At 61.5% G+C, this 20,689-nt stretch carries 19 protein-coding genes; 9 read left to right on the forward strand and 10 right to left on the reverse strand.

Annotation, left to right across the window (positions count from 1 at the left end; translation table 11 throughout):
• Positions 1-129: 129 nt before the first annotated feature.
• The 9 genes from JFU11_RS07990 (at position 130) to JFU11_RS08025 (ending at position 7,116) form a co-directional block, all read left to right on the forward strand.
• Positions 130-1,452, forward strand: a complete 1,323-nt coding sequence (locus JFU11_RS07990) for an MFS transporter (protein WP_201060304.1) — start codon at positions 130-132, stop codon at positions 1,450-1,452.
• Between the two features lie 175 nt (positions 1,453-1,627).
• Entirely contained in the window at positions 1,628-2,620 is a 993-nt protein-coding gene (gene araD1, locus JFU11_RS07995) for an AraD1 family protein (protein ID WP_201060305.1), read from the forward strand.
• Positions 2,621-2,630: 10 nt separating this feature from the next.
• Positions 2,631-4,211, forward strand: a complete 1,581-nt coding sequence (locus tag JFU11_RS08000) for an aldehyde dehydrogenase (NADP(+)) (RefSeq protein WP_201060306.1) — start codon at positions 2,631-2,633, stop codon at positions 4,209-4,211.
• A 197-nt stretch (positions 4,212-4,408) separates the two neighbouring features.
• The gene (locus JFU11_RS08005) at positions 4,409-4,705 is read left to right on the forward strand and encodes a DUF5629 family protein (protein WP_038984082.1); all 297 of its coding nucleotides are present in this window, start codon (positions 4,409-4,411) and stop codon (positions 4,703-4,705) included.
• On the forward strand, positions 4,698-5,867 hold the full coding sequence (locus tag JFU11_RS08010; RefSeq protein ID WP_201121271.1) for a lactonase family protein: 1,170 nt from the start codon (positions 4,698-4,700) through the stop codon (positions 5,865-5,867). Before JFU11_RS08005 ends, JFU11_RS08010 begins: the two co-directional genes overlap by 8 nt.
• Positions 5,868-6,022: 155 nt before the next feature.
• Positions 6,023-6,202, forward strand: coding sequence for a hypothetical protein (locus JFU11_RS08015; RefSeq protein WP_095194921.1), 180 nt, complete (start codon positions 6,023-6,025; stop codon positions 6,200-6,202).
• Positions 6,203-6,408: 206 nt separating this feature from the next.
• Positions 6,409-6,534 (forward strand): hypothetical protein, encoded by a 126-nt coding sequence (locus JFU11_RS28270; protein WP_264082243.1) that lies wholly within the window; start codon positions 6,409-6,411, stop codon positions 6,532-6,534.
• A 115-nt stretch (positions 6,535-6,649) separates the two neighbouring features.
• On the forward strand, positions 6,650-6,862 hold the full coding sequence (locus JFU11_RS08020; RefSeq protein ID WP_201060308.1) for a hypothetical protein: 213 nt from the start codon (positions 6,650-6,652) through the stop codon (positions 6,860-6,862).
• Positions 6,859-7,116: a hypothetical protein gene (locus JFU11_RS08025; RefSeq protein ID WP_123722983.1), complete on the forward strand. Its 258-nt coding sequence runs from the start codon at positions 6,859-6,861 to the stop codon at positions 7,114-7,116. The genes JFU11_RS08020 and JFU11_RS08025 overlap by 4 nt, the downstream gene beginning before the upstream one ends.
• Before the next feature lie 94 nt (positions 7,117-7,210).
• Here JFU11_RS08025 and JFU11_RS08030 read toward each other — a convergent pair whose 3' ends face one another.
• The 10 genes from JFU11_RS08030 to JFU11_RS08075 form a co-directional block, all read right to left on the reverse strand.
• Positions 7,211-7,807: a glutathione S-transferase gene (locus JFU11_RS08030; protein ID WP_201060309.1), complete on the reverse strand. Its 597-nt coding sequence runs from the start codon at positions 7,805-7,807 to the stop codon at positions 7,211-7,213.
• Positions 7,804-11,445, reverse strand: coding sequence for an SbcC/MukB-like Walker B domain-containing protein (locus JFU11_RS08035; protein WP_201060310.1), 3,642 nt, complete (start codon positions 11,443-11,445; stop codon positions 7,804-7,806). Before JFU11_RS08035 ends, JFU11_RS08030 begins: the two co-directional genes overlap by 4 nt.
• Positions 11,442-12,686: an exonuclease SbcCD subunit D C-terminal domain-containing protein gene (locus tag JFU11_RS08040; RefSeq protein WP_201060311.1), complete on the reverse strand. Its 1,245-nt coding sequence runs from the start codon at positions 12,684-12,686 to the stop codon at positions 11,442-11,444. Before JFU11_RS08040 ends, JFU11_RS08035 begins: the two co-directional genes overlap by 4 nt.
• 181 nt (positions 12,687-12,867) lie before the next feature.
• Positions 12,868-14,520, reverse strand: coding sequence for a BatD family protein (locus JFU11_RS08045; protein ID WP_123722979.1), 1,653 nt, complete (start codon positions 14,518-14,520; stop codon positions 12,868-12,870).
• Positions 14,517-16,253 (reverse strand): tetratricopeptide repeat protein, encoded by a 1,737-nt coding sequence (locus tag JFU11_RS08050; RefSeq protein WP_201060312.1) that lies wholly within the window; start codon positions 16,251-16,253, stop codon positions 14,517-14,519. The genes JFU11_RS08045 and JFU11_RS08050 overlap by 4 nt, the downstream gene beginning before the upstream one ends.
• Positions 16,250-17,344 carry a VWA domain-containing protein gene (locus JFU11_RS08055; protein ID WP_201060313.1) on the reverse strand — a complete coding sequence of 365 codons (1,095 nt, stop codon included), beginning with the start codon at positions 17,342-17,344 and terminating at the stop codon, positions 16,250-16,252. Before JFU11_RS08055 ends, JFU11_RS08050 begins: the two co-directional genes overlap by 4 nt.
• Positions 17,337-17,831: a DUF4381 domain-containing protein gene (locus tag JFU11_RS08060; protein WP_007901179.1), complete on the reverse strand. Its 495-nt coding sequence runs from the start codon at positions 17,829-17,831 to the stop codon at positions 17,337-17,339. Before JFU11_RS08060 ends, JFU11_RS08055 begins: the two co-directional genes overlap by 8 nt.
• Positions 17,828-18,772, reverse strand: a complete 945-nt coding sequence (locus JFU11_RS08065) for a DUF58 domain-containing protein (protein ID WP_123722977.1) — start codon at positions 18,770-18,772, stop codon at positions 17,828-17,830. Before JFU11_RS08065 ends, JFU11_RS08060 begins: the two co-directional genes overlap by 4 nt.
• A 5-nt stretch (positions 18,773-18,777) precedes the next feature.
• Positions 18,778-19,737: a MoxR family ATPase gene (locus JFU11_RS08070; protein WP_007901181.1), complete on the reverse strand. Its 960-nt coding sequence runs from the start codon at positions 19,735-19,737 to the stop codon at positions 18,778-18,780.
• 289 nt (positions 19,738-20,026) lie between these two features.
• Positions 20,027-20,380, reverse strand: a complete 354-nt coding sequence (locus JFU11_RS08075; protein ID WP_123722976.1) for a hypothetical protein — start codon at positions 20,378-20,380, stop codon at positions 20,027-20,029.
• Between the last annotated feature and the right edge of the window lie 309 nt (positions 20,381-20,689).

Here is a 20,689-nt window from a genome sequence, read left to right on the forward strand (position 1 = left end):
CTGTTTGGAAGTGTTGTTGGTTAAATAGTATTACTATATAGTCGTTTTCAACGGAGGGATGGCCCTGGTGGTTTTCTGCGAGAGGCGTCCCCCGAGGTTCTATAACAACAACAATCGGAGACCGAACTCATGAGCCAGGAACTGCGGCTTATTCGTCGCATCACGCTGAAACTGATTCCCTTCCTGATCCTGCTGTACCTGATCGCCTATGTGGATCGCTCCGCGGTCGGTTTCGCCAAGCTGCACATGGGCGCCGACATCGGCCTGGGTGACGCGGCTTATGGCCTGGGTGCCGGGCTGTTCTTCATTGGCTACTTCCTGCTGGAAATCCCCAGCAACCTGATGCTCGACCGCTTCGGCGCCCGGCGCTGGTTCGCGCGGATCATGGTCACCTGGGGTGCCATCACCATCGGCATGGCGTTCGTCCAGGGACCGAACAGCTTCTATGTAATGCGCTTTCTGCTCGGTGCGGCCGAAGCCGGGTTCTTCCCGGGCGTTCTGTACTACATCACCCAATGGTTCCCGATCCGCCATCGCGGCAAGATCCTCGGGTTGTTCATCCTTTCCCAACCCATCGCGATGATGATCACCGGCCCGGTGTCCGGCGGCTTGCTGGGCATGGACGGCATTTTTGGGCTGCACGGTTGGCAGTGGCTGTTCATCGTCATCGGTACACCCGCGATCCTGCTGACCTGGCCAGTGCTGCGTTACCTGCCGGATGGCCCGCAACAGGTGAAATGGATGGACCAGTCTGAGAAAGACTGGCTGACCGGCGAACTGAAAAAAGACCTGGAGGTGTACGGCCAGACCCGCCACGGCAATCCGCTGCATGCGCTGAAGGACAAACGCGTGTTGCTGCTGGCGCTGTTCTATCTGCCGGTGACCCTGAGCATCTACGGTCTCGGTTTGTGGTTGCCGACGTTGATCAAGCAGTTCGGTGGCACTGACCTGGTGACCGGGTTCGTGTCGTCGGTGCCGTACATCTTCGGGATCATCGGTTTGCTGATTATTCCGCGCAGTTCCGATCGCTTGAATGATCGCTACGGTCATCTGGCGGTGCTGTATGTGTTGGGCGCCATCGGTCTGTTCCTCAGCGCCTGGCTGACGGTGCCGGTGCTGCAATTGGCGGCGCTGTGCCTGGTGGCGTTCGCGCTGTTTTCCTGCACCGCGGTGTTCTGGACCTTGCCGGGTCGCTTCTTCGCCGGTGCCAGTGCGGCGGCGGGGATCGCGTTGATCAACTCGGTGGGCAACCTCGGCGGCTACATCGGTCCGTTTGTGATCGGTGCGCTGAAGGAATACACGGGCAATCTGGCGTCGGGGTTGTACTTCCTGTCCTGCGTGATGGTGTTCGGCCTGGTGCTGACGGGTGTGGTTTATCGGCTGCTGGAGCGTAAGCATGTGCTGCCGGCCGATGAGTTTGCGGCTAGCGCTCGCGGTGCTACCCGCACCTGACACGAAATAGGCAATCACCACCGACCCTGTGGGAGCGGCGGTGCGACGATTCGACTTGCCCGCGATAGCAATCTGCCTGGCACCTCAATGGTGAATGTGCCGCCGTCATCGCGGGCAAGCCCGCTCCCACAGGGGCCTGCGTTGTTTTGAAGTTTTGCGTTAACAGGAGAAAATCATGCGTTTAGTTCAGTTCGAATTGAGTAACGGCGAGCGCCGTGTCGGCGTGGTCGAGGACGGTCTGGTGTGCGAAGTGCAGGATGCGCGCTCGGTGCGGGATCTGGCGCTGGCGGCGATCGAGGCGGGGGGCAATCTTGAGCAGCAGGTTCAAACCCTGGGGTTGGGCATCAGCCACGACTACTCAGCGCTGCTGGCCAATCTGCAAATCCTGCCGCCGCTGGATCACCCCGACCCGGCGCACATGCTGGTCAGCGGCACCGGCCTGACCCATTTGGGTAGCGCTTCGGCCCGGGACAAAATGCATCAGCAGGCCGGCGACGAAACCGCCATGACCGACACCATGCGCATCTTCAAGTGGGGCGTGGAGGGCGGTAAACCCGCGACCGGCCAGGCTGGCGTGCAACCGGAGTGGTTCTACAAGGGCGACGGCAGCATCGTTGTGCGACCGGGCAAACCGTTCCCGCTGCCGCCGTTCGCCGAAGATGCCGGGGAGGAGCCTGAACTCAGCGGTCTCTATGTAATCGGCCACGACGGCAAACCGTATCGCCTCGGTTTCGCGGTGGGCAACGAGTTCTCCGATCATGTGATGGAGCGCAAGAACTACCTTTACCTGGCCCATTCGAAATTGCGCAGTTGCAGTTATGGCCCGGAGCTTCGAGTCGGCGAATTGCCCCAGCATCTGGCAGGCACCAGCCGGATCCTGCGCGATGGTGAAGTGCTGTGGCAGAACGAATTCCTCAGTGGCGAAGCGAACATGTGCCACAGCCTGGAAAACCTCGAGTACCACCATTTCAAGTACAGCCAGTTCCTGCGCCCCGGTGACGTGCACATTCACTTCTTCGGCACCGCGACCCTGTCTTTCGCTGACGGCATCCGCACCCAACCGGGTGATGTGTTCGAGATCAGTCAGGCCGAGTTCGGCGCGCCCTTGATCAACGGCATTGAGCCCGTTGAAGCGGCGTTCGAACCTGGCACCGTCGGCACACTTTAAGGAGACACCCATGACCCGGATTTTTGGTCACAACTACATTGGCGGTCAGCGCAGCGCTACCGGCACCGTCAAACTCCGGAGCGTCGACGCCAGCACTGGCGAGGCTTTGCCTCACGATTTCTATCAGGCCACCCTTGAAGAAGTCGACGCCGCCGCGAAGGCCGCCGCCGCTGCTTACCCGGCCTATCGCAGCCTGAGCGCTGAGCGACGTGCGCAATTCCTCGATGCGATTGCCGATGAACTGGACGCGCTGGGCGATGACTTTGTCGCCGTGGTCTGTCGCGAAACCGCATTGCCGGCCGGTCGTATTCAGGGTGAGCGTGGTCGCACCAGCGGCCAGATGCGTCTGTTCGCCAAGGTGCTGCGACGCGGTGATTTCTATGGGGCGCGGATTGATCGCGCGCTGCCTGAACGTACGCCATTGCCGCGTCCGGATTTGCGTCAATACCGCATCGGCCTCGGGCCGGTCGCGGTGTTTGGCGCGAGTAACTTTCCGCTGGCGTTTTCAACGGCTGGCGGCGACACCGCTTCGGCATTGGCCGCCGGTTGCCCGGTGGTGTTCAAGGCCCACAGTGGCCATATGGCAACCGCTGAATGGGTGGCCGACGCCGTGATCCGCGCCGCCGAGAAAACCACCATGCCGGCCGGTGTGTTCAACATGATCTACGGCGGCGGGGTGGGTGAAGCGCTGGTCAAGCACCCGGCGATTCAGGCGGTCGGTTTTACTGGTTCGCTGAAGGGTGGTCGTGCGCTGTGCGACATGGCCGCAGCACGTGCGCAGCCGATTCCGGTATTTGCCGAGATGTCGAGCATCAACCCGGTGATCGTGCTGCCTCAAGCGCTGGAAGCTCGGGCTGAAAGCGTCGCCCGTGACCTCACTGCATCGGTGGTGCAGGGTTGTGGGCAGTTCTGTACCAATCCGGGGTTGGTGATCGGTATTCGTTCGCCGCAGTTCAGTGCGTTCGTGCAGCAGGTGGCGGGGCTGATCGGCGATCAACCGGCGCAAACCATGCTCAATGCCGGTACGTTGAGCAGCTACGGCAAAGGCCTGCAGAAGCTTCTCGCGCATCCGAAGATCGAGCATCTGGCGGGTAACCCGCAACAAGGCAATCAGGCGCAACCGCAACTGTTCAAGGCCGATGTCAGCTTGTTGCTCGATGGCGATGAAGTGCTGCAAGAGGAAGTGTTCGGCCCGACCACGGTGTTCGTCGAAGTGGGGGATCAGGCGCAACTCAGTGCCGCGTTGAACGGCCTGCATGGGCAGCTGACGGCAACGATCATCGGTGAGCCGGCAGACTTCGAACAATTCGGCGAACTGACGGTGTTGCTGGAGCAGAAGGTCGGACGGATTCTGCTCAATGGCTATCCGACTGGCGTGGAAGTCTGTGACTCAATGGTTCATGGCGGGCCGTACCCTGCGACTTCCGATGCGCGCGGCACCTCGGTGGGCACCTTGGCCATCGACCGATTCCTGCGCCCGGTGTGCTTCCAGAACTACCCCGACAGCCTGCTGCCGGAAGTGCTGAAAAATGGCAATCCGCTGCGCATTCAGCGCCTGGTCGATGGCAAGCCATCGCGCGATGCGCTCTAACGATTGAACGCAATCCCTGTGGGAGCGGACTGTGGCGAGGGGGCTTGCCCCCGTTTGAGTGCGTAGCACTCACAAAATCTTTGGTACATCAGAGATTTTGGGGCTGCTTTGCAGCCCAACGGGGGCAAGCCCCCTCGCCACAGTCTGTACCCACATTGAGCTATCATTGCCTCTTTCCCATTCAAAGATTGACTGCCATGACTGCCGTAAACGACACCTTGATCAACGCCCTCGAACACTGCGACATGCTGGAGATCGACGGGCTGCACGCGTTCGACTTTTCTCTCGATGAAGACGATAACCTGCACATCGAATGCATGGACGGTCGGGCGCTCAAGCGCTGGGAGTTCAGCGTGGCGCAGATCGCGGCGGCAACGTTTGATCCCGACTTGAAGAGCTGGATCATTACCGGCGATTCCGGCGAGCACCGGTTGGTGCCCATGGAAGCATTCGGCGGTGGTGACGATGAGGACGAAACGAATGAGGATGCGTAACCTCTGGCCACTGTTGATGGCCGGCAGTGTCGGCGCGATGGGCGTGCAGGCGGCACCGGTCGACAGCTATGAGTTGCTGGTGGGCTCCTACACCGCCGGCCAGAGCCAGGGGATTTATCGCCTTAGCTTCGACAGCCGCACCGGGCAGATCGACGCCAAACCCCTGCAAGTGGTGAAGAGCGCCAACCCGTCCTGGCTCGCCGTGTCCAAGGATCAACAGCGCCTGTTCGCGGTCAACGAAAACGGCCCCGGTCAGGCCGATCCAGTAGGGCGTCTCAGCAGCTATGCGATCGACCCCAAGACCCACGAGTTGAGCCTGATCAGTCAGGTGCAAACCCTGGGCAACGAGCCGACGCATTCGAGCGTCAGCGGCGACGCCAGTCACGTGTTTGTCAGCAACTACTCGGTGGCTGAAGACCCGGGCGGCACCTTGGCGGTGTTGCCGGTGGGCACCGATGGCAAGCTAAAACCTGTCGTGCAGATGAGCAGTCATCAGGCCAGCCGGGTCAATCCCGAGCGTCAGAAGTCAGCGCACGTGCATTCGGTGGTTTCATCACCGGATGGCCAATACGTGTTTTCCAATGACCTGGGCGCGGACAAGATCTTTGTCTATCGCTTCGATCCCAAGGCCAATCCGGAACTGCCATTGACCGCCGCCAAGCCTGCGTCCGTCCAGTTGCCACCCGGCAGCGGGCCGCGACACTTGCTGTTCAGTGCCGATGGCAAGCACGCTTGGCTGACCATGGAAATGAGCGCGCAGGTCGCGGTGTTCGATTACCGAGACGGCAAGCTTGAGCAAACGCAGTTGGTCGATCTGGCGGCGGGTCTGCCGACATCGGGCAAGGCAGCGGCTGCGCTTCACGCCTCGGCCGATGGCAAGTTCCTTTACGTCAGCAACCGTGGCACCACCAATCAGTTGCTGGTGTTCGCCATCGACCCGGCGACCGGGCACCTCAAGGAGCTTCAGCGTCGCTCCGTGGACGGTGATCACCCGCGCGAGTTCAGCCTCGATCCGAGTGGCAAGTTCGTGCTGATTGCCAACCAGAAGAGCAACCAGATTGTCGTCGTCGAGCGCGATACCAAGACCGGTCTGTTGGGTAAAACCGTGCAGAAACTGTCGATGGATGCCCCGAGCGATCTCAAGTTCCTGGTGCGTCAATAGACCGCAGGCCCCGGTTGATGGGGCCTGCAACCTTCTATTAATGAGACTGATATCGGCTAATGCTACAAAGCATTTCAAGGCGCCGACCCTCGGGAGTTAAGTTTGCTTCACGGCCCCACCGGGCAAGCAAGCCAACTGAATCGAGGAATACCGCCATGAACTTCAATCTCTTCTCTGTCATCGCCGCTTCCGCAATCTCTGCCACCGTTGCACTGCCCGCCAGCGCCAACGTTGAAATCAGCGACAAAAAATCCCACGCCCAAAGCTATACCCAGAAATACCTGCAACAGAGCGCCAACTTCTACGCCGCGCTGGATCACAAAGCCCAACACTGAAATGTAAGCCCTGCACCTTTTATGCAGGAGCGAAGTCACTTGCCGATCGAGCTATAAGCGCCGAAAAGCCCCGAAGTGATGTCGCTCCTGCATAACGCGTTTCCGACAGCATCATATTGCTATCAATGTATTGCTTGATATCACATGGCCATGAGTTTAAATTTGACGCTGATTTTTTGACTCCTTCCCCAATAAGGATCGACAGCATGGCGATGCGTCTGGCAGTGGTTCTCCTGTTTCTCTATTCCACCCCGATTCTGTCGGCCGCCGAGCCCGTTCCCAACGAGCCGGATGCGGCCCGCGAGCGCTTGATGAGCTTTATCGAGGACTGAAACACGCTGGGTTCATGATCAATAAAACTGATAGCTACTATGCATAAAGGTCGCTAGTGATCTTCTGTTTTTTGATCGATTCTGTGGGCACTGAAACATGCCCACGGAGAACACCATGGCCAGCGCAATCATCACTTCTGCCAAATACGGCGCCTACCTGGCCATCGGTCTTTACGTGGCCATGGTGTTGCTCGTCAGCCTTTCGGCTCAATCGCAACAAAGCCTTCAAGCACCGATCCAGGTCGCTTATCCCGCCGTTCAATTCGAACACCGCGCTCAAAACGTACTGGTCGATCACGCCGACGTCGCGGGAGTGGTGGGGGCATGAAAGGACGCAGACTCTGGGTCATTGCCTTCCTGGCGTTCATGACCAATGGCGCTTCTTTACTTGGGATCGGGCAGGGTTCGGCGGGGTCGGTGGCGCGGGCCATCGAATGCAACCACAACATCGCCCACAACATTCAGACGGCCAAGGCCTTGGGGTTGCTGGTGGGTAATCCGCCGATCAAATCCAATGGCGAATTCTTCGGGCCGTTCCAGGTGGATTGCTCGGCGTTGGGGATGTGCTCGGTATTGGCATGAATCCCTGTAGGAGCTGCCGAAGGCTGCGATCTTTTGATCTTGAAAAATCAAAATCAAAAGATCGCAGCCTTCGGCAGCTCCTACAGGGAGTCGGTTATTTCTTCATTATTGATGTGAACAGGTCTGACTCGATGAAGTGCTGCAACCACGCCTGCAATCGCACATAAGGCGTCTGCCCGAACCACTCGCGATCCACGTGGGCGAATTGCCGTACGAACGGCATCAGGGCGATATCCGCCAGGCTCGGGTGCCCGGCCAGCAAGTAGTCGCGCCCCTCCAGCAAGTCATCCAGCTTGCGCAAGAACACCTCGCCCTCTGACCGGTAAAACTCCATTGGCTGCTCGGGATAACGCTCGGCGTACTTGTAGCGATTCAGGTGCACCTTGAACACCTGATCGTTCTCTTCGATCAGTGCGGCGCTGCGTTGCTGTCCTTGCGGATCATCCTTGAGCAACCAGTCCTGCGGATCGTTCTGCGCCATTGCCCAGCGCATGATTTCCAGGCTCTCATCGATCACCCGTCCATCCACGCTCAGCACCGGCACCGTGCCTTTGCTCGACAGTGCGAGCATTTCGGCCGGCTTGGCCTTGAGGCTGACCTCGACGATATTCACCTCAACCCCCGAATTGTGCAGGGCCATGCGTGCGCGCATGGCGTAGGGGCAGCGGCGGAACGAATACAGCGTATTCATTTCACCTCCAGCGTACTCAGGCCGTTGCCTTGGCGGTGGACCTGAATCTGTACCGGAATCCGTTCATGCATTTCCTGCACGTGGGAAATCACCGCGACCTTGCGGCCCTGCGCTTGCAGGCCGTCGAGGGCGTCCATGGCCAGTTGCAGGGATTCTGGATCGAGGCTGCCGAAGCCTTCGTCGATGAACAGCGATTCGATTTTCAGCGTGCTTGACGCCATCGACGCCAAACCGAGCGCCAACGCCAGCGACACCAGGAATGTCTCGCCGCCGGACAGCGAATGCACCGAGCGCAGTTCATCGCCCATCTCGGTGTCCATCACCAATAACCCGAGCATGCTGCCGCCACGCTTCAAGCGATAGCGCCGCACCAGCTGCCGCAATTGGACGTTGGCGTGATGCACCAATAGGTCGAGGTTGTAGGCCTGGGCGATTTTGCGGAAGGTGTCGCCGGTGGCCGAACCGATCAATGCACTAAGCCGCGCCCAGCGTTGGTATTCGGTATAGGCGTCGGCGATCTGCTGCGCCAGCGCCTGATTGGCGTTCTGTCGACGCTGATCCTCGGCCTGTTCGGCGCGCAATTCGGCGCAGCGGTGCTCGCTGGCGGCGAACAGGTTTTGCAGCTCGGCCAGCGTCGTGGCCAGTTGTTCTGCATCGAGATTGCCGTTGTGCTGTGCCTGATGATCGAGCAAGCGTTGATCGCGCTCCTGCAACAGCACTTTGGCTTGCTCGATGGCTTTTTCGCTCTGCTGCAACCGTTGACGCAGTTCGCTGACCTGTTGGTCGTCGACGCTCAATAGATCTTCCAGTCCGCCGTCGTCCAGCTCTGGATGCTGCGCACGCCAGTCGGCGATCTTGCCGCTCAGCTCGCGATCTTCGGTTTCCAGGGCCTGCGAACGTTCCTGCTGCGCCTTGAGTTCAGCGGCCAGTTGCACCAACCGCGTACGCACGGTTTGCAATTCCTGATTGGCCGTCGCTTCGGCAGTGCGCGCTTGCTCGACGGCCTGATCCAGTTGCTGCTGCCACTGTTCGGCGCTGGCATGTTCGCCCAGCAGTTGCGTCAGTTTTTCCTGGCAAGCCTGTTGCTGTCCGGCCAGCGCCGTGAACTGCTGCTGCGCGGCGTCCAGCTGCTGGATGCGAGTCTGCTGACGGTCCTGTTCTTTCTCCAGCGACTGCTGGCGTTGTTGCTGTTCGCCGAGTTCATCGCGCTGCTGGTCGAGTTGTTCCAGGCGCTGGGTGATCTGCCGGTCGAGCTGCATGAAGGTCGCGGCGGGTTCGTTGCGCAAGGCCTCGAGTGTGTCGGCCGGGAGCAGGGTGCTGAACGCCGCCAGTTCATCGTCCAGGCGTTTACTATCGCTGCTCAACTCGCGTTGCTGGTTGAGCAGGTGTTGTGTGGCCTGTTGGTTCGCTGCTTCGGCGCTGCGCAGTTGTTGCGCCAGGCGTGCGGCATCCTGTTGCAGGGTGAGCAGGGCGGTTTGTCGTTGTTCGTCCTGCGTGATGCTCTGGTTCAACTGGCTGCTTTGTTGCGTTAGCCAGGCGTCGCGTTTGCTGGCGTCCTGGGCCAACAGTTGCGCGGACAGCGGGTGCGCTTCCAGGCTCGGCGTCAGACCTTGTTGCTGAGCCGCGAGCTGTTCCTGCTGTTGCAGCAATTCCTTTTGCTGAGCAATCAAACCGCCGACTTCAGCGCGCAGATCGGTGAGTTTTTCCTTGAGCAGGTCGACGGCTTTCTGAGCGTTGGCCTGTTCGCTTTCATCATGCCGGCCGAGGCTTTGCAGCAAGGCTTCAGGCTGATGATAAGGATGGTCCGGGCTGCCACAAACCGGGCACGGCTGATCGTCCTGCAACTGCGCGCGCAGTTCTTCGACGCTGGCACTGCGCGCCAGACGCTGACGCTCCAGCAGTTCGCGGGTGACGGTCAGGGTCTGTTCGGCGACGCTCAGTTCGGCCTTGGTCTTCACGCCGTCCTGGGTCAGACGATCGCGAGCTTGCTGAGCGGCGAGTTGCCGCTGCTGAAGCTCGGCACCGCGCTTGTCCAGTTCCTGCTGGCTGGCCCACAGTCGCGTCAGCTCTTCAAAGGCTCGCAGTTGCTTGCGGTTGTCCTGTAGCAGACTGCCGAGGATCTGAATCTGCTCGGCCACCGCTTCGGGCTCGGCGCCGGCTTCTTTGTACAGCACCTCAAGGCTCTGGCGCTGAGTGGCCAGTTCCTCGGCGGCGCGGGCGGCGCTTTGCTCCAGGGCGGCCAGTTCGGCCTGGCCCTTGTTCAGGCGATTACCGATCAGCATCAGCTGTTGCAGGCGATCGCGGTAGGCATTCCAGGCATCGCTCAACGGCGCCAGATGGGTGCTTTGCTCAAGCTCACCGGCAATCCGCTGCAACCGTTCGGCGACCTGTTTCTGTTGGTCGAGCAAACCCTGAATCGTGCCCTGGCCCTGAGTGCAGGCCAGTTCCGCCTGCTGCTTGAGGTCGGCACTGAGGCTGGCGTCCTTGACCAGGCGGGCGAGGGCGCTTTGCTCTTCGAAGGCTTGACGCAGCAGTGGCGCGCTGGAGGTGTGTTGGCTTTGCGCTTGGCTCAGCGCCGTTTGGGCGGTGCTCAGGCTCTGTTCGAGTTGAGTCTGTCGCTCGATCAGCTCGCTTTGCTGTTGCGTGTGTTGCTGAATCTGCGCCGCCAGCGGGGTGAGCTGAGCGGTGAGTTCGGTCTTGCGTGCGAACTGATGCCGTTGCGGCGCCAGTTGCTCCAGGCGGGTCAGCTTCAAGCGCTCGCCGGCCAGACTGTTCCAGTGTTGCTGGGCGGAGTGCAGTTGTTCGGTGGCGCTCTGTTGTGCGTCCTGCACCTGGCGCAGGTCCTTGAGCCAGGTGTGTTGCAACTCCAGCTGTTTGAGCTGCGCCTGCTGGGTCTTCAGTTGCTGTTGAGCGTCGTTGAAACGCTCATCGAGTTCGGCCCGGGCTTCCGGCGACAGCGGCGTGACCCCGGTGGCATGATCCTGCAACAGCTTGTGGGCTTCGCGAGCTTCTTTGGTCTTGTCGAAAGCGCGGCGACCGAGACGGGTGTAGAGCGCGGTATCGGTGAGCTTTTCCAGCAGTTCGCTGCGGTCGTTGTCATCAGCCTTGAGGAAGGCGCTGAACTCGCTCTGAGCCAGCATGACGGCGCGGGTGAACTGTTCGAAGTTCAGGCCCAGTGCGGCTTCGAGCTGAGCTTTGTATTCGCCTTTCTGGCTGGCCAGCAGTTGATCCTGATCGATGTCGCGCAGGCTCTGGCGACTGGCTTGCAGCTTGCCGCCGGCCTTTTCCCGGGCGCGATTGGCCTCCCAGCGAGCGCGATAGCGGCGACCGTCGATGCCGACGAAATCCACTTCCGCATAACCTTCGCCGGTGCCGCGGCGCAGGAGGGTGCGCGGGTCGCCGGTGCCGATTTCGCCATCGGCGTCCGGAACCTTGGCGTCGCGACCGGTGTTGTTCAGGCGCGGCACGGCGCCAAACAGCGCCAGGCACAGGGCGTCGAGCAGCGTGCTTTTGCCGGCACCGGTCGGTCCGGTAATCGCGAACAGACCGGCACTGGCCAAGGGCTCAGCGGTGAAGTCGATTTCAAACGGCCCGGCCAGGGAGGCGAGGTTTTTCAGGCGGATCGCGAGGATCTTCATGGCAGTTCGCTCTCCATCTGCACGTCTTGCAACAGCTCGGCGAAGTCCTTGAGCGTTTGCTCGTCGACCTCGCTGCCGTAGTTGTCCTGCCAGACGCGGCTGAACAGTTCCTGGGGCGAAAGCTGATCCAGTTCGATCAAGGTTGTGCCGTCATCGACGCCGTCGCGGCTGCCGTTGCCGGCGTATTCGGCGGCAATCCGCACCAGTCGCACGGCTTTGCCTTGCAACGCCGTTTCCACTTGATGGCGCAGGTCCGGTTGCGGTTCATCGAGACGGACCCGCACTTCCAGCCACGGCTGACGCTGGATATCGGCGAGCAGGTCGATGTTGGGCAGGTCGGCCAGTTGCAGCAGGATCTCCGCCAACGGCGCGGAGCCGAGGCGTTGCAGGTGGACGGAGCGCGGAATCAGGCGCGGTTCGACGCTGACCAATGTTTCGCCATCGAGCTGAATGTCGAGAATCTGATGCTGGTAATTGATCTCGGAGAACGACAAGGGAATCGGCGAGCCGCAGTAGCGGATGCGCTCTTCACCGTTGACCTTCTGCGGCTTGTGCAAATGCCCGAGGGCGACATAGCTGATGCTCGGCCCGAACAGGCTGGCGGGCAGGGCTTCGGCGTTGCCAATGATCAGGCTGCGTTCGGAATCCTCCGAAACCGAACCGCCGGCCATGTGCGCATGGCTGATGGCGATCAGCGCCTGGCCCGGCTTGCGCTTGGCGTTGGCCGCTTCGATCAGCCATTCATGGACCTGGCCGATGCCACGCAGATAGTTATCGCCCAAATGCGCACCGGTCACTTCGGCCGGGCGCAGGAACGGCAGCGCCAGGCACCAGGCGGCAATTTCGCCGCTGGCATCAGGCAACGGCAGCAACAGGCGTTCGGCATCCAGTTGGCCGTCATTGAGCCACAGCACGCGACCGAGGGCGTGAGTGCGCAAGCGCCGCATCAACGGCGCGGGCAGTTCGATTCGTGAGCCGGAGTCGTGGTTGCCGGCGATCATCACGATGGTCAGCAACGGCTGCTGTTCGTGGGCGCTGACGATGAAATCGTAGAGGCGTTCCTGGGCTTTGACCGGCGGGTTGACCGTGTCAAAGATATCGCCGGCGATCAGCAGCACATCGGGCTGGTCCAGCTTCAGCTGGCGCAGCAGCCAGTCAAGAAAGCAGGCGTGCTCGAAATCGCGCTCCTGGCCGTGCAGGTTCTGCCCAAGGTGCCAGTCGGAGGTGTGAAACAGACGCAAGGCGTACTCCGTAGGAAATAAGGTAATGGTCGCGAAGAAAATGACAGCGACTAAAGGGAGGAGAGTTTACTGGCAAAAGGTCGGGAATGCAGAAGGGCAGAAAAGATCGCAGCCTTCGGCAGCTCCTACATTGGAATGGTGTACACCCGTAGGAGCTGCCGAAGGCTGCGATCTTTTGATTCTATTTCGGATAAAGCGGCGGCAACCCGGTATCGCCAACCAAGTCTTGAACCCCTTCGGCCGTCGGGATTGCACGAATCGCGCGCCAGAGATCCTCGCCCTGCCAGTACTGGCCGGTTTCGCTGTACAGCGCGCCATTCAGGCCGTCCAGCGCATCGGACAGCGGCACAAAACGCGCCGCCATGTCGGCCAGGGTTTCCGGTTGTTGCCGGGCCCAGGCGTCGAGGGCCTGGCGGGTGGCGTGGGTGTCGTTGGCCTGACAGGAGCGTTTGAGGTCGTCGAGCAAGGTGCGTGGGCTCGGGCCGGTCTGCGCCGCTCGCAGGATCGCCGGTTGCCAGCGAGCGCGCCACCAGAGGCCGAAGCCCAGCAGGGTGGTGCAGGCCAGAATCACAGTGCTGAGTTTCCACCACCAGAGGGCTTCGTTGCTGGCGCCGGACATCGCCTGCGGGCTGCCCGCCGGTGTATCGACGATCAGGCTTGGATTGCTCGCCACTTGTAGCGTGCGGGCCGGCAGGCTGCTGTGTTCCAGGTGATCCTCGAAGGTGTTCCACCAGACCACTTCAACGCTCGGCAAATCAATGTTGCCGGTACGGGTCGGCACCAGGGCTTCACGGTCCTCGCGACTGCCGATCAAGCCGCGCTCGCTGCTCTGGTTGCCCAGCACCGGTTGATCCGGATAGCGCCGCAGGCCGTTGATTTCGGTGGCGGGCAACGGTGGCAATTGCGAACTGGCGAGGCCTTCGGCGTTCAGGGTCAGGCTGCGGGTCAGCGAGTCGCCGACCTGCAAATGATCCGGTTCCGGGCTCCAGCTTTCGCTCAGGCTCAGGCTGCGGGCTGGCAGCCAGGGCACATCGGCCGGATACGTGGCGGGTTTGGCCTTGACCGTCAGCGGGATCTCGGCGGATCTGACGCGCATCTGCTTGCCCGGTTTCGGCCCTTGAGGTGTTGCGTCCTGGGACGGCCGGGTATCGACCGGCGTGGCACTGAACATCTGCGCCGGAATGGTCAATTCACCGCTGTGTTGCGGGTAGATCGCGTAGCGCATTTCGATCACGCCATGGCGCAATCCGTTGATGACTTTTTCGTAGGTGCGCGACTCGCCCAGCTGTTCGATGCGCGCATCGGGAATCTGCAAGGGGGTCAGGCTGCTGTCGTCGTACAGCGACACCGAATGGTAGATGCGCAAGGTAAGGATCGCCTGAGCCTGCACATAGACGCTGCTCTGGTCGAGACTGGCCTCGATGAACACTGGCTCCAGTGTATTGCTGCTGTCCTGGGTTTCGCTCTCGATCACCTGCACGGTAATCGGCTGGCTCTGGACGTCGCCCAGTTGCAGCGATGGAATCACCACGCTGCCGTTTTGCCGGGGCAGTAGGGTGATGATCCAGCGGGTGGTCGCCTGAGTGTCGCCGTTGAGGGTGTTCAGTTGGTTGACCTGGCGGGTGCCGCGCACTTCGAACAGCGGTTCCAGCGGGGTCAGGTCGGGTTTGCCGAACTGGGTCACGTCGCTGGTTTCCAGGGTCAGTTCGACCGTCTCGCCGGAATTCAGGCGGCTGCGATCGACGCTGGCGACCAGCTCCGCAGCCTGGGCCTGAACGGTGCAGAGCAACAGGGCGGGCAACAATGCGAGCAAGAAGGCGGTGAAGCGGGTCATCGAGTTTTTTCCTGATCCTGATGTTGTTGCTGTTCGTACCAGAATTTGCGTCTGAGCAGTTCGCCGGGATCATCCGGGATCTTGCGCAGCCATTGCTCCAGCGCCTGGCGCTGTTCGCCTTCGATCATGTCGCTGGCCGGGTGCCGTGGTGGCGTGGTGCTTTGCTCATCGCCCAACTCGCTGCCCGGGACTTCATTGGCACCCGGTTGCGGTGGCGTCGTGGGCGGCTGCTCGGCGTCCGGGGTGGTTTGCTCGGCGTCGGCTTTCGGCTCGCCATTGCTGGGTTGGGTGGCGCTGCCCGGCGGTGGTTCCTGGGTGATGGTTTCGGTTTTGCCATCGGCGGTTTTGTCCGGCTCGACGGGCGGCGCTGAGGTTTTCTGTTTGAGCAGGCTTTCCACCAGCGCCTTGTTGGTCAGGGCCGGGCGCAGATCCGGTTGACGTTCAAGCGCTTGATCGTAAGCATCCAGTGCCGCTTCCAGCTCACCGCTTTTGGCCAGGGCGTTACCCCGATTGTAGTGGGCGTGGGCGTCGGTGCCTTGGGCAAACCGCTGGGCGGCGCCACTGTAGTCGCCGGCTTCATAGAGCGCCACACCCCGCCACTGCGGATCTTCGAAATGCTGCGCGGCCTCGGCCGGGCGCTTTTGTTTGAGCAAGTGCAGGCCCTGCTGATCGGGACGCAGCCACAAGTCTTCGAAGTCGAAGGCGTAACTCGGTTGTGGCAACAGGAACAGCAGTGGCAGGCAGAACAGCCAACCCCGGCGCCCGGCACAGGCGGCCAGTAATAACAGCGGCAGCAGCAGCCAGTAACCCTGATCGGCCCAGGTGTCGAGGCGCAATGTCTGGCCGTCGTTGCGCAGATCCCGTGGCCCGTCGAACAGGCCAAGGCCACGCAGGTCGGCATCGTCCAGTCGCGCCTGGCGATAACGTCCGCCCAGGCCGTTGGCAAAGGCTTTCAGGCTGGGGCCGTCCAGACGGGGCACCAGAATTGCGCCCAGGTCATCCTTGAGGAAACTGCCGTCGTCCTGCGCGACCGGCGCCCCTTCGGCGGTGCCGATACCGAGCATCAGAAATTGCGTGGACTTGTCGTCCAGCGCCTGACGAATCCCTTGGCGTTCCTGTTCCGTCAGCGACGAACCAATCAGCAGGATCCGACCTTGGCCGAGGGCGCCCTGATCCAGCAGCGCAAGGGCCTTGGCCACCGCCAGATCGGCACGATGACCGGCTTGGGGCATCAGCGACGGCTTGAGTGCATCCAGCAGGTTGCGACTGGTCGACAGATCATCCGACAGCGGCACCAAGGTGTGGGCACTGCCGGCGTAGACAATGATCGCTGTCTGCGCGTCGCTGCGATTTTGTAGCAGATCGAACAGTTTGCGCCGGGCTTGTTCCAGCCTGTTCGGCGCAACATCGGTGGCGAGCATTTCCGGGGTCAGCTCAAGCAACACCACCAGCGGGTCGGCGGGTTTCTGGCTGGTTTGTTCGACGCGCTGCCAGCTCGGCCCGAGCAGGGCCAGCACGGTCAGCACCCAGGCCAGGCCCAGGGCGACCCATGGCAGTTTGCTTTCGCGACCGCTGCCACCACTGAGCAACGCGGCATGAAAGGCCGGCGGCAGAATCATTTGCCAGCGGCCGGCGCGTTTCTGCCGGTGCCAGAGTTGCCAGAGCAGCCAACCCAGTAACGGCAACAACAGCAGCCACCAGGGACGGAACCAGTGCGGCCAGAGCGCAATCATCGGCGCCTCCGCAGACGCAGGCGTTTGAGTCGCTGACGCCAGTCGGGCAGTTGCGTTTGTAGAAACCGCTCTTTGGTAAACAGCTCCTTGCTAAACAGCCGTTGCAACGGGTTGTCTGGCCAGCGCTCGCGGATCACCAGCAGCATGCTTAACAGTAGCGCCATCGCCAAAGGCCAGTGATACAACGCTTGGGCCGGACGGGCCTGAGTGGGTTGCTGGGTCACCGGTTCCAGTTTGTCGAGGGTGCGCTTGATCGCCTGCAATTCCTCGCCGTCGTGGGCGCGGAAGTATTGGCCACCGGTGGCTTGGGCGATGGCTTTCAAGGCCGGTTCGTCGAGGTCCAGGCTCGGGTTTATTCCCAGGAATCCCAGGGTGCCGCTTTGTTCCGGGTCGGCGCCGATACCGATCGGGTAGATTTTCACGCCTTCTGTGGCCGCTAGGCGTGTGGCGGTCAGCGGGTCGATCTCGCCGCCGTTGTTGGCGCCATCGGTGACCAGAATCAGCACGCGGCTTTGTGCCGGGCGTTGGCGCAGGCGTTTGAGGGCCAGGCCGATGGCATCGCCGATGGCGGTGTTCTTGCCGGCGATGCCGATTCGCGCTTCGTCGAGCCACACGCGAACGGTGTGCCGGTCGAAGGTCAGTGGCGCTTGCAGATAGGCCTGGCTGCCGAACAGGATCAACCCGACCCGGTCGCCGTCGCGACTTTCAAGAAAATCACCGAGCAAATGCTGCACCAGTGACAGTCGGCTGACCTCTTCGTCCTGCCATTGCATGTCGGGGAAGTCCATGGAGCCGGACACGTCCACCGCCACCAATAGATCGCGGCCACTGGCGGCAACCGGCAGAGGTTCGCCGAGCCATTGCGGGCGCGCGGCGGCGATCAGCAATAACAGCCACAGCAAAATGAACGGTGCTTGCTGACGCCACGCTGGCAGATTCGCCCGGGCACGGCGGCGAGCGAGGCCTTCGAGGTCGCTGAGGAAGCTGACTTTGAGCGCCGGTTCGCCACTGTCGGCGACCGGCAGCAGCACCCGCATCAGCCACGGCAGTGGCAGCAGGGCGAAGATCCACGGCCAGGCGAACTCAAACATGTTTGCGAATCCAGGTGTCGACGGCTTGAGTCAGGCCGGCGATGGCCTTGTCGTCGAGTTTGCATTCGGGTTTGTAGGCGCCTTCCACCAGCACCATCCAGCGTGTAAGGCCGGCGGCCGGGCAGCGGTTATCAAGGAACGCCAGCCATTTGCGTCCGTTAAGGGTGTGGCTCTGGCTGTAGGGGTAATGGTTGCGGCACAGACGTTTGAGCAAGCCATTGAGTTGCTGCAGCCAGGCACCGGCCGGGGCGCCGTCGTAGGGCTTGGGCATCCGGGCGAGTTCGGCCAGCGCCGCGAGACGCACAGGGTCCAGCGGTTGTTCGGCGCGGACGATAGGGCGCTTGTTCGGAATGAAACGGCGCAATTGCCACAGGCCGAAACCGATCAATGGCAGCAATAACAGCAGCAGCCACCAGCCCGGCGCCGGGGGCCAGAAGCCGATCGGTGGCGGGGAAATCAGCGGTTGCAGTTGATCGAGGCTGCTCATCGACCTTTCCCCGGACGCTGCGGGTTCAGGTATTCGCGCAGTTGCTCGACCATTTCGCTTTGGGTGCTCAAAGGCATCAGCAATACCCGCAACTTCTGCGCCAGCAGCTCCCAGCGGGCGATACGCGCTTCCGCTTGCGCGCGATAGGCCTGGCGCAAGTCGAAATTCAATGTGTCGAGTTCCAGCTGCGCCCCCCGTTCCGCGAAACGTAAAAGCCCGGCAGCGGGCAGGGCGTGATCCAGCGGATCGGACACGGGCAGCAGCAACAGGTCGCAATGACGTGACAACAGGCTCAACTGCTGCTCGGCACCGTCGGACAAGGCGCGTTCATCGCAGATCACGATCACCAGGCTGCCGGGGCGCAATACTTCCCGGGCGCGACGCAGGGCAATGCCGAAGGCGTCGCGGTCCGGCTCGCGTTCGGTGTGCAGCGACTGATTGACCCGCACCAGTCGGTTGAGCAGTTGCAGCAGGCTCTGTTTGCTGCGTCGCGGCTTTATCTCGTAGTGCTCATCGTCGCCGAACACCAGCCCGCCGACCCGGTCGTTATGGCCCAAAGCGGCCCAGCCAATCAGGCTCGCTGCCTGGGCGGCAAGCACTGATTTGAACATCAGCCCCGAGCCGAAAAACAGCCGGCGGCTTTGTTCGACCATGATGAAAATTGGTCGCTCGCGTTCTTCGTGGAACAGCTTGGTGTGGGGTTCCTGAGTCCGTGCGGTGACGCGCCAGTCGATGCTGCGCACGTCATCACCGGCCTGATAGACCCGCACCTGATCGAAGTCCACCCCGCGCCCGCGCAGTTTTGAGTGGTGCAGGCCGATCAGCGGGCTGCGCTGGCTCGGTGTGGAAAACAGCTGCACTTCACGCACGCGATGGCGCATCTCGATCAGCTCGGCGAGGCTGACACGGATGCCCGGCTCGGGCGGCAGGAGGGCGTTCATCGGGGTCAAGCGACGGCTACGACGTCGAGAATCCGCTGGACCACCCGGTCCTGGTCGATGCCAGCGGCTTCGGCTTCAAAGGAAAGAATGATGCGGTGGCGCAACACATCGAACAGCACCGCCTGAATGTCTTCCGGGCTGACGAAGTCGCGACCGGCGAGCCAGGCGTGGGCCCGGGCGCAACGGTCCAGGGCAATGGAGCCCCGCGGGCTGGCGCCGTAGGCGATCCATTCGGCCATTTCCGGGTCGAACTTGGCCGGCGTGCGTGTGGCCATGACCAGTTGCACCAGGTATTCCTCCACGGCGTCGGCCATGTACAACCCGAGGATTTCCTTGCGCGCGGCGAAGATCGCCTGCTGGCTGACCCGGCGCTCGGGCTTGGTTTCGCCGTGCAGCGCTTCACCGCGAGCCTGTTGCAGAATCCGGCGCTCGACGGCGGCGTCAGGGAAGCCGATTTTTACGTGCATCAGGAAACGGTCGAGCTGGGCTTCGGGCAGCGGGTAGGTGCCTTCCTGCTCGATGGGGTTTTGCGTGGCCATGACCAAAAACAGCGGCGACAGGTCGTAGGTGCTGCGCCCGACGCTGACCTGGCGTTCGCCCATGGCTTCGAGCAGGGCCGACTGGACCTTGGCCGGGGCACGGTTGATTTCGTCCGCCAGCACCAGATTGTGGAAAATCGGGCCTTGCTGGAACACGAAGCTGCCGGTTTCCGGGCGATAGATTTCCGTGCCGGTGATGTCGGCCGGTAGCAGGTCGGGGGTGAACTGGATGCGATGGAACTGTGCTTCGATGCCTTCGGCGAGCTCTTTGATGGCCTTGGTCTTGGCCAGCCCCGGGGCGCCCTCGACCAGCATGTGGCCGTCGGCGAGCAAGGCGATGAGCAAGCGCTCGATGAGTTTTTCCTGGCCGAGAATCTGCGTTGAAAGAAAGGTTCGCAGCGCGAGCAGCGCTTCACGATGTTCCATCGATGACTGTTCCTGGAAAGGGTGACCGAAGACGTTCGAATAACGCCAGGGCTGGGGGCGTTACTTTAATCCATCGCAGGGTGCGGCGACTAACGGCATTTTGTGCAAAGTGCGGGAATTGATGGGTGAAATTGTTGGAAATTTGTAGGGTGGGCCGGGCGGTGGCTGTTCTGGCCTCATCGCGGGCAAGCCCGGCTCCCACAAGTTTCAGCGGTGTGCTTGCAATCTTTGCAACGCATCAGGCCCTGTGAGAGCGGGCTTGCCCGCGATAAGGCCCGCCCGAACACCATCAGAGCTGGCTGATGTAAGTGCCGGTACCTTTAAGAATGTTCCGCAAGGTTTCTTCCACTTCCGCCAGATCCTGCGCATCGGTGCTATGCAGAATTTCCAGCGAATCTTCGCCATCGAGCACATCGACGTCCGCGGCGGCGATTTCGATCAGCAGGCGGTCAGGGCTGAGGGTGACTTTCACACCGTTGAGGGCCGAAGGCTTGTCGTGGAAGATGATCTCCAGCTCATCCTCGTCCGGAAAACGGCTCATCAGGAACATTTCGCCCTCGACGCTGTTGCAGCAGAGCATGGCCAAGTTGTCTTCTTCTTCGTCGCACGGGTTGACGATCAAGAGGTCAGTTGTCATTTGCATGGGAAAATCCTGGCTCGGCGAGCGTGGTGAACGTAACAAAAGACAATTCTGCCAGCCCCGGGGAATTTCTGCTCGCCTGAGTGTCAGAAGATGTGTCGTGAGCATTCTGGGTGTTACTGGTCATTTTTGGCACGCATGTACCGTAAAACCGGGCATAAAGCGCCCGTTTTGCTGCGCGGCTGCTAGTGTTGTTCGAGGCACATGCCGCGAGTTACGTGCCGATGACCGAATATGTCGCAGCGCTGCAAGCACGGCCCTTGCCGCACTCGTTAAGCTGCGCAACGGATGAGCACCCGTAAAGGCATTGCC

Origin of the sequence: Pseudomonas sp. TH37 (assembly GCF_016650735.1) — a bacterium.
Lineage (GTDB): Bacteria > Pseudomonadota > Gammaproteobacteria > Pseudomonadales > Pseudomonadaceae > Aquipseudomonas > Aquipseudomonas farris.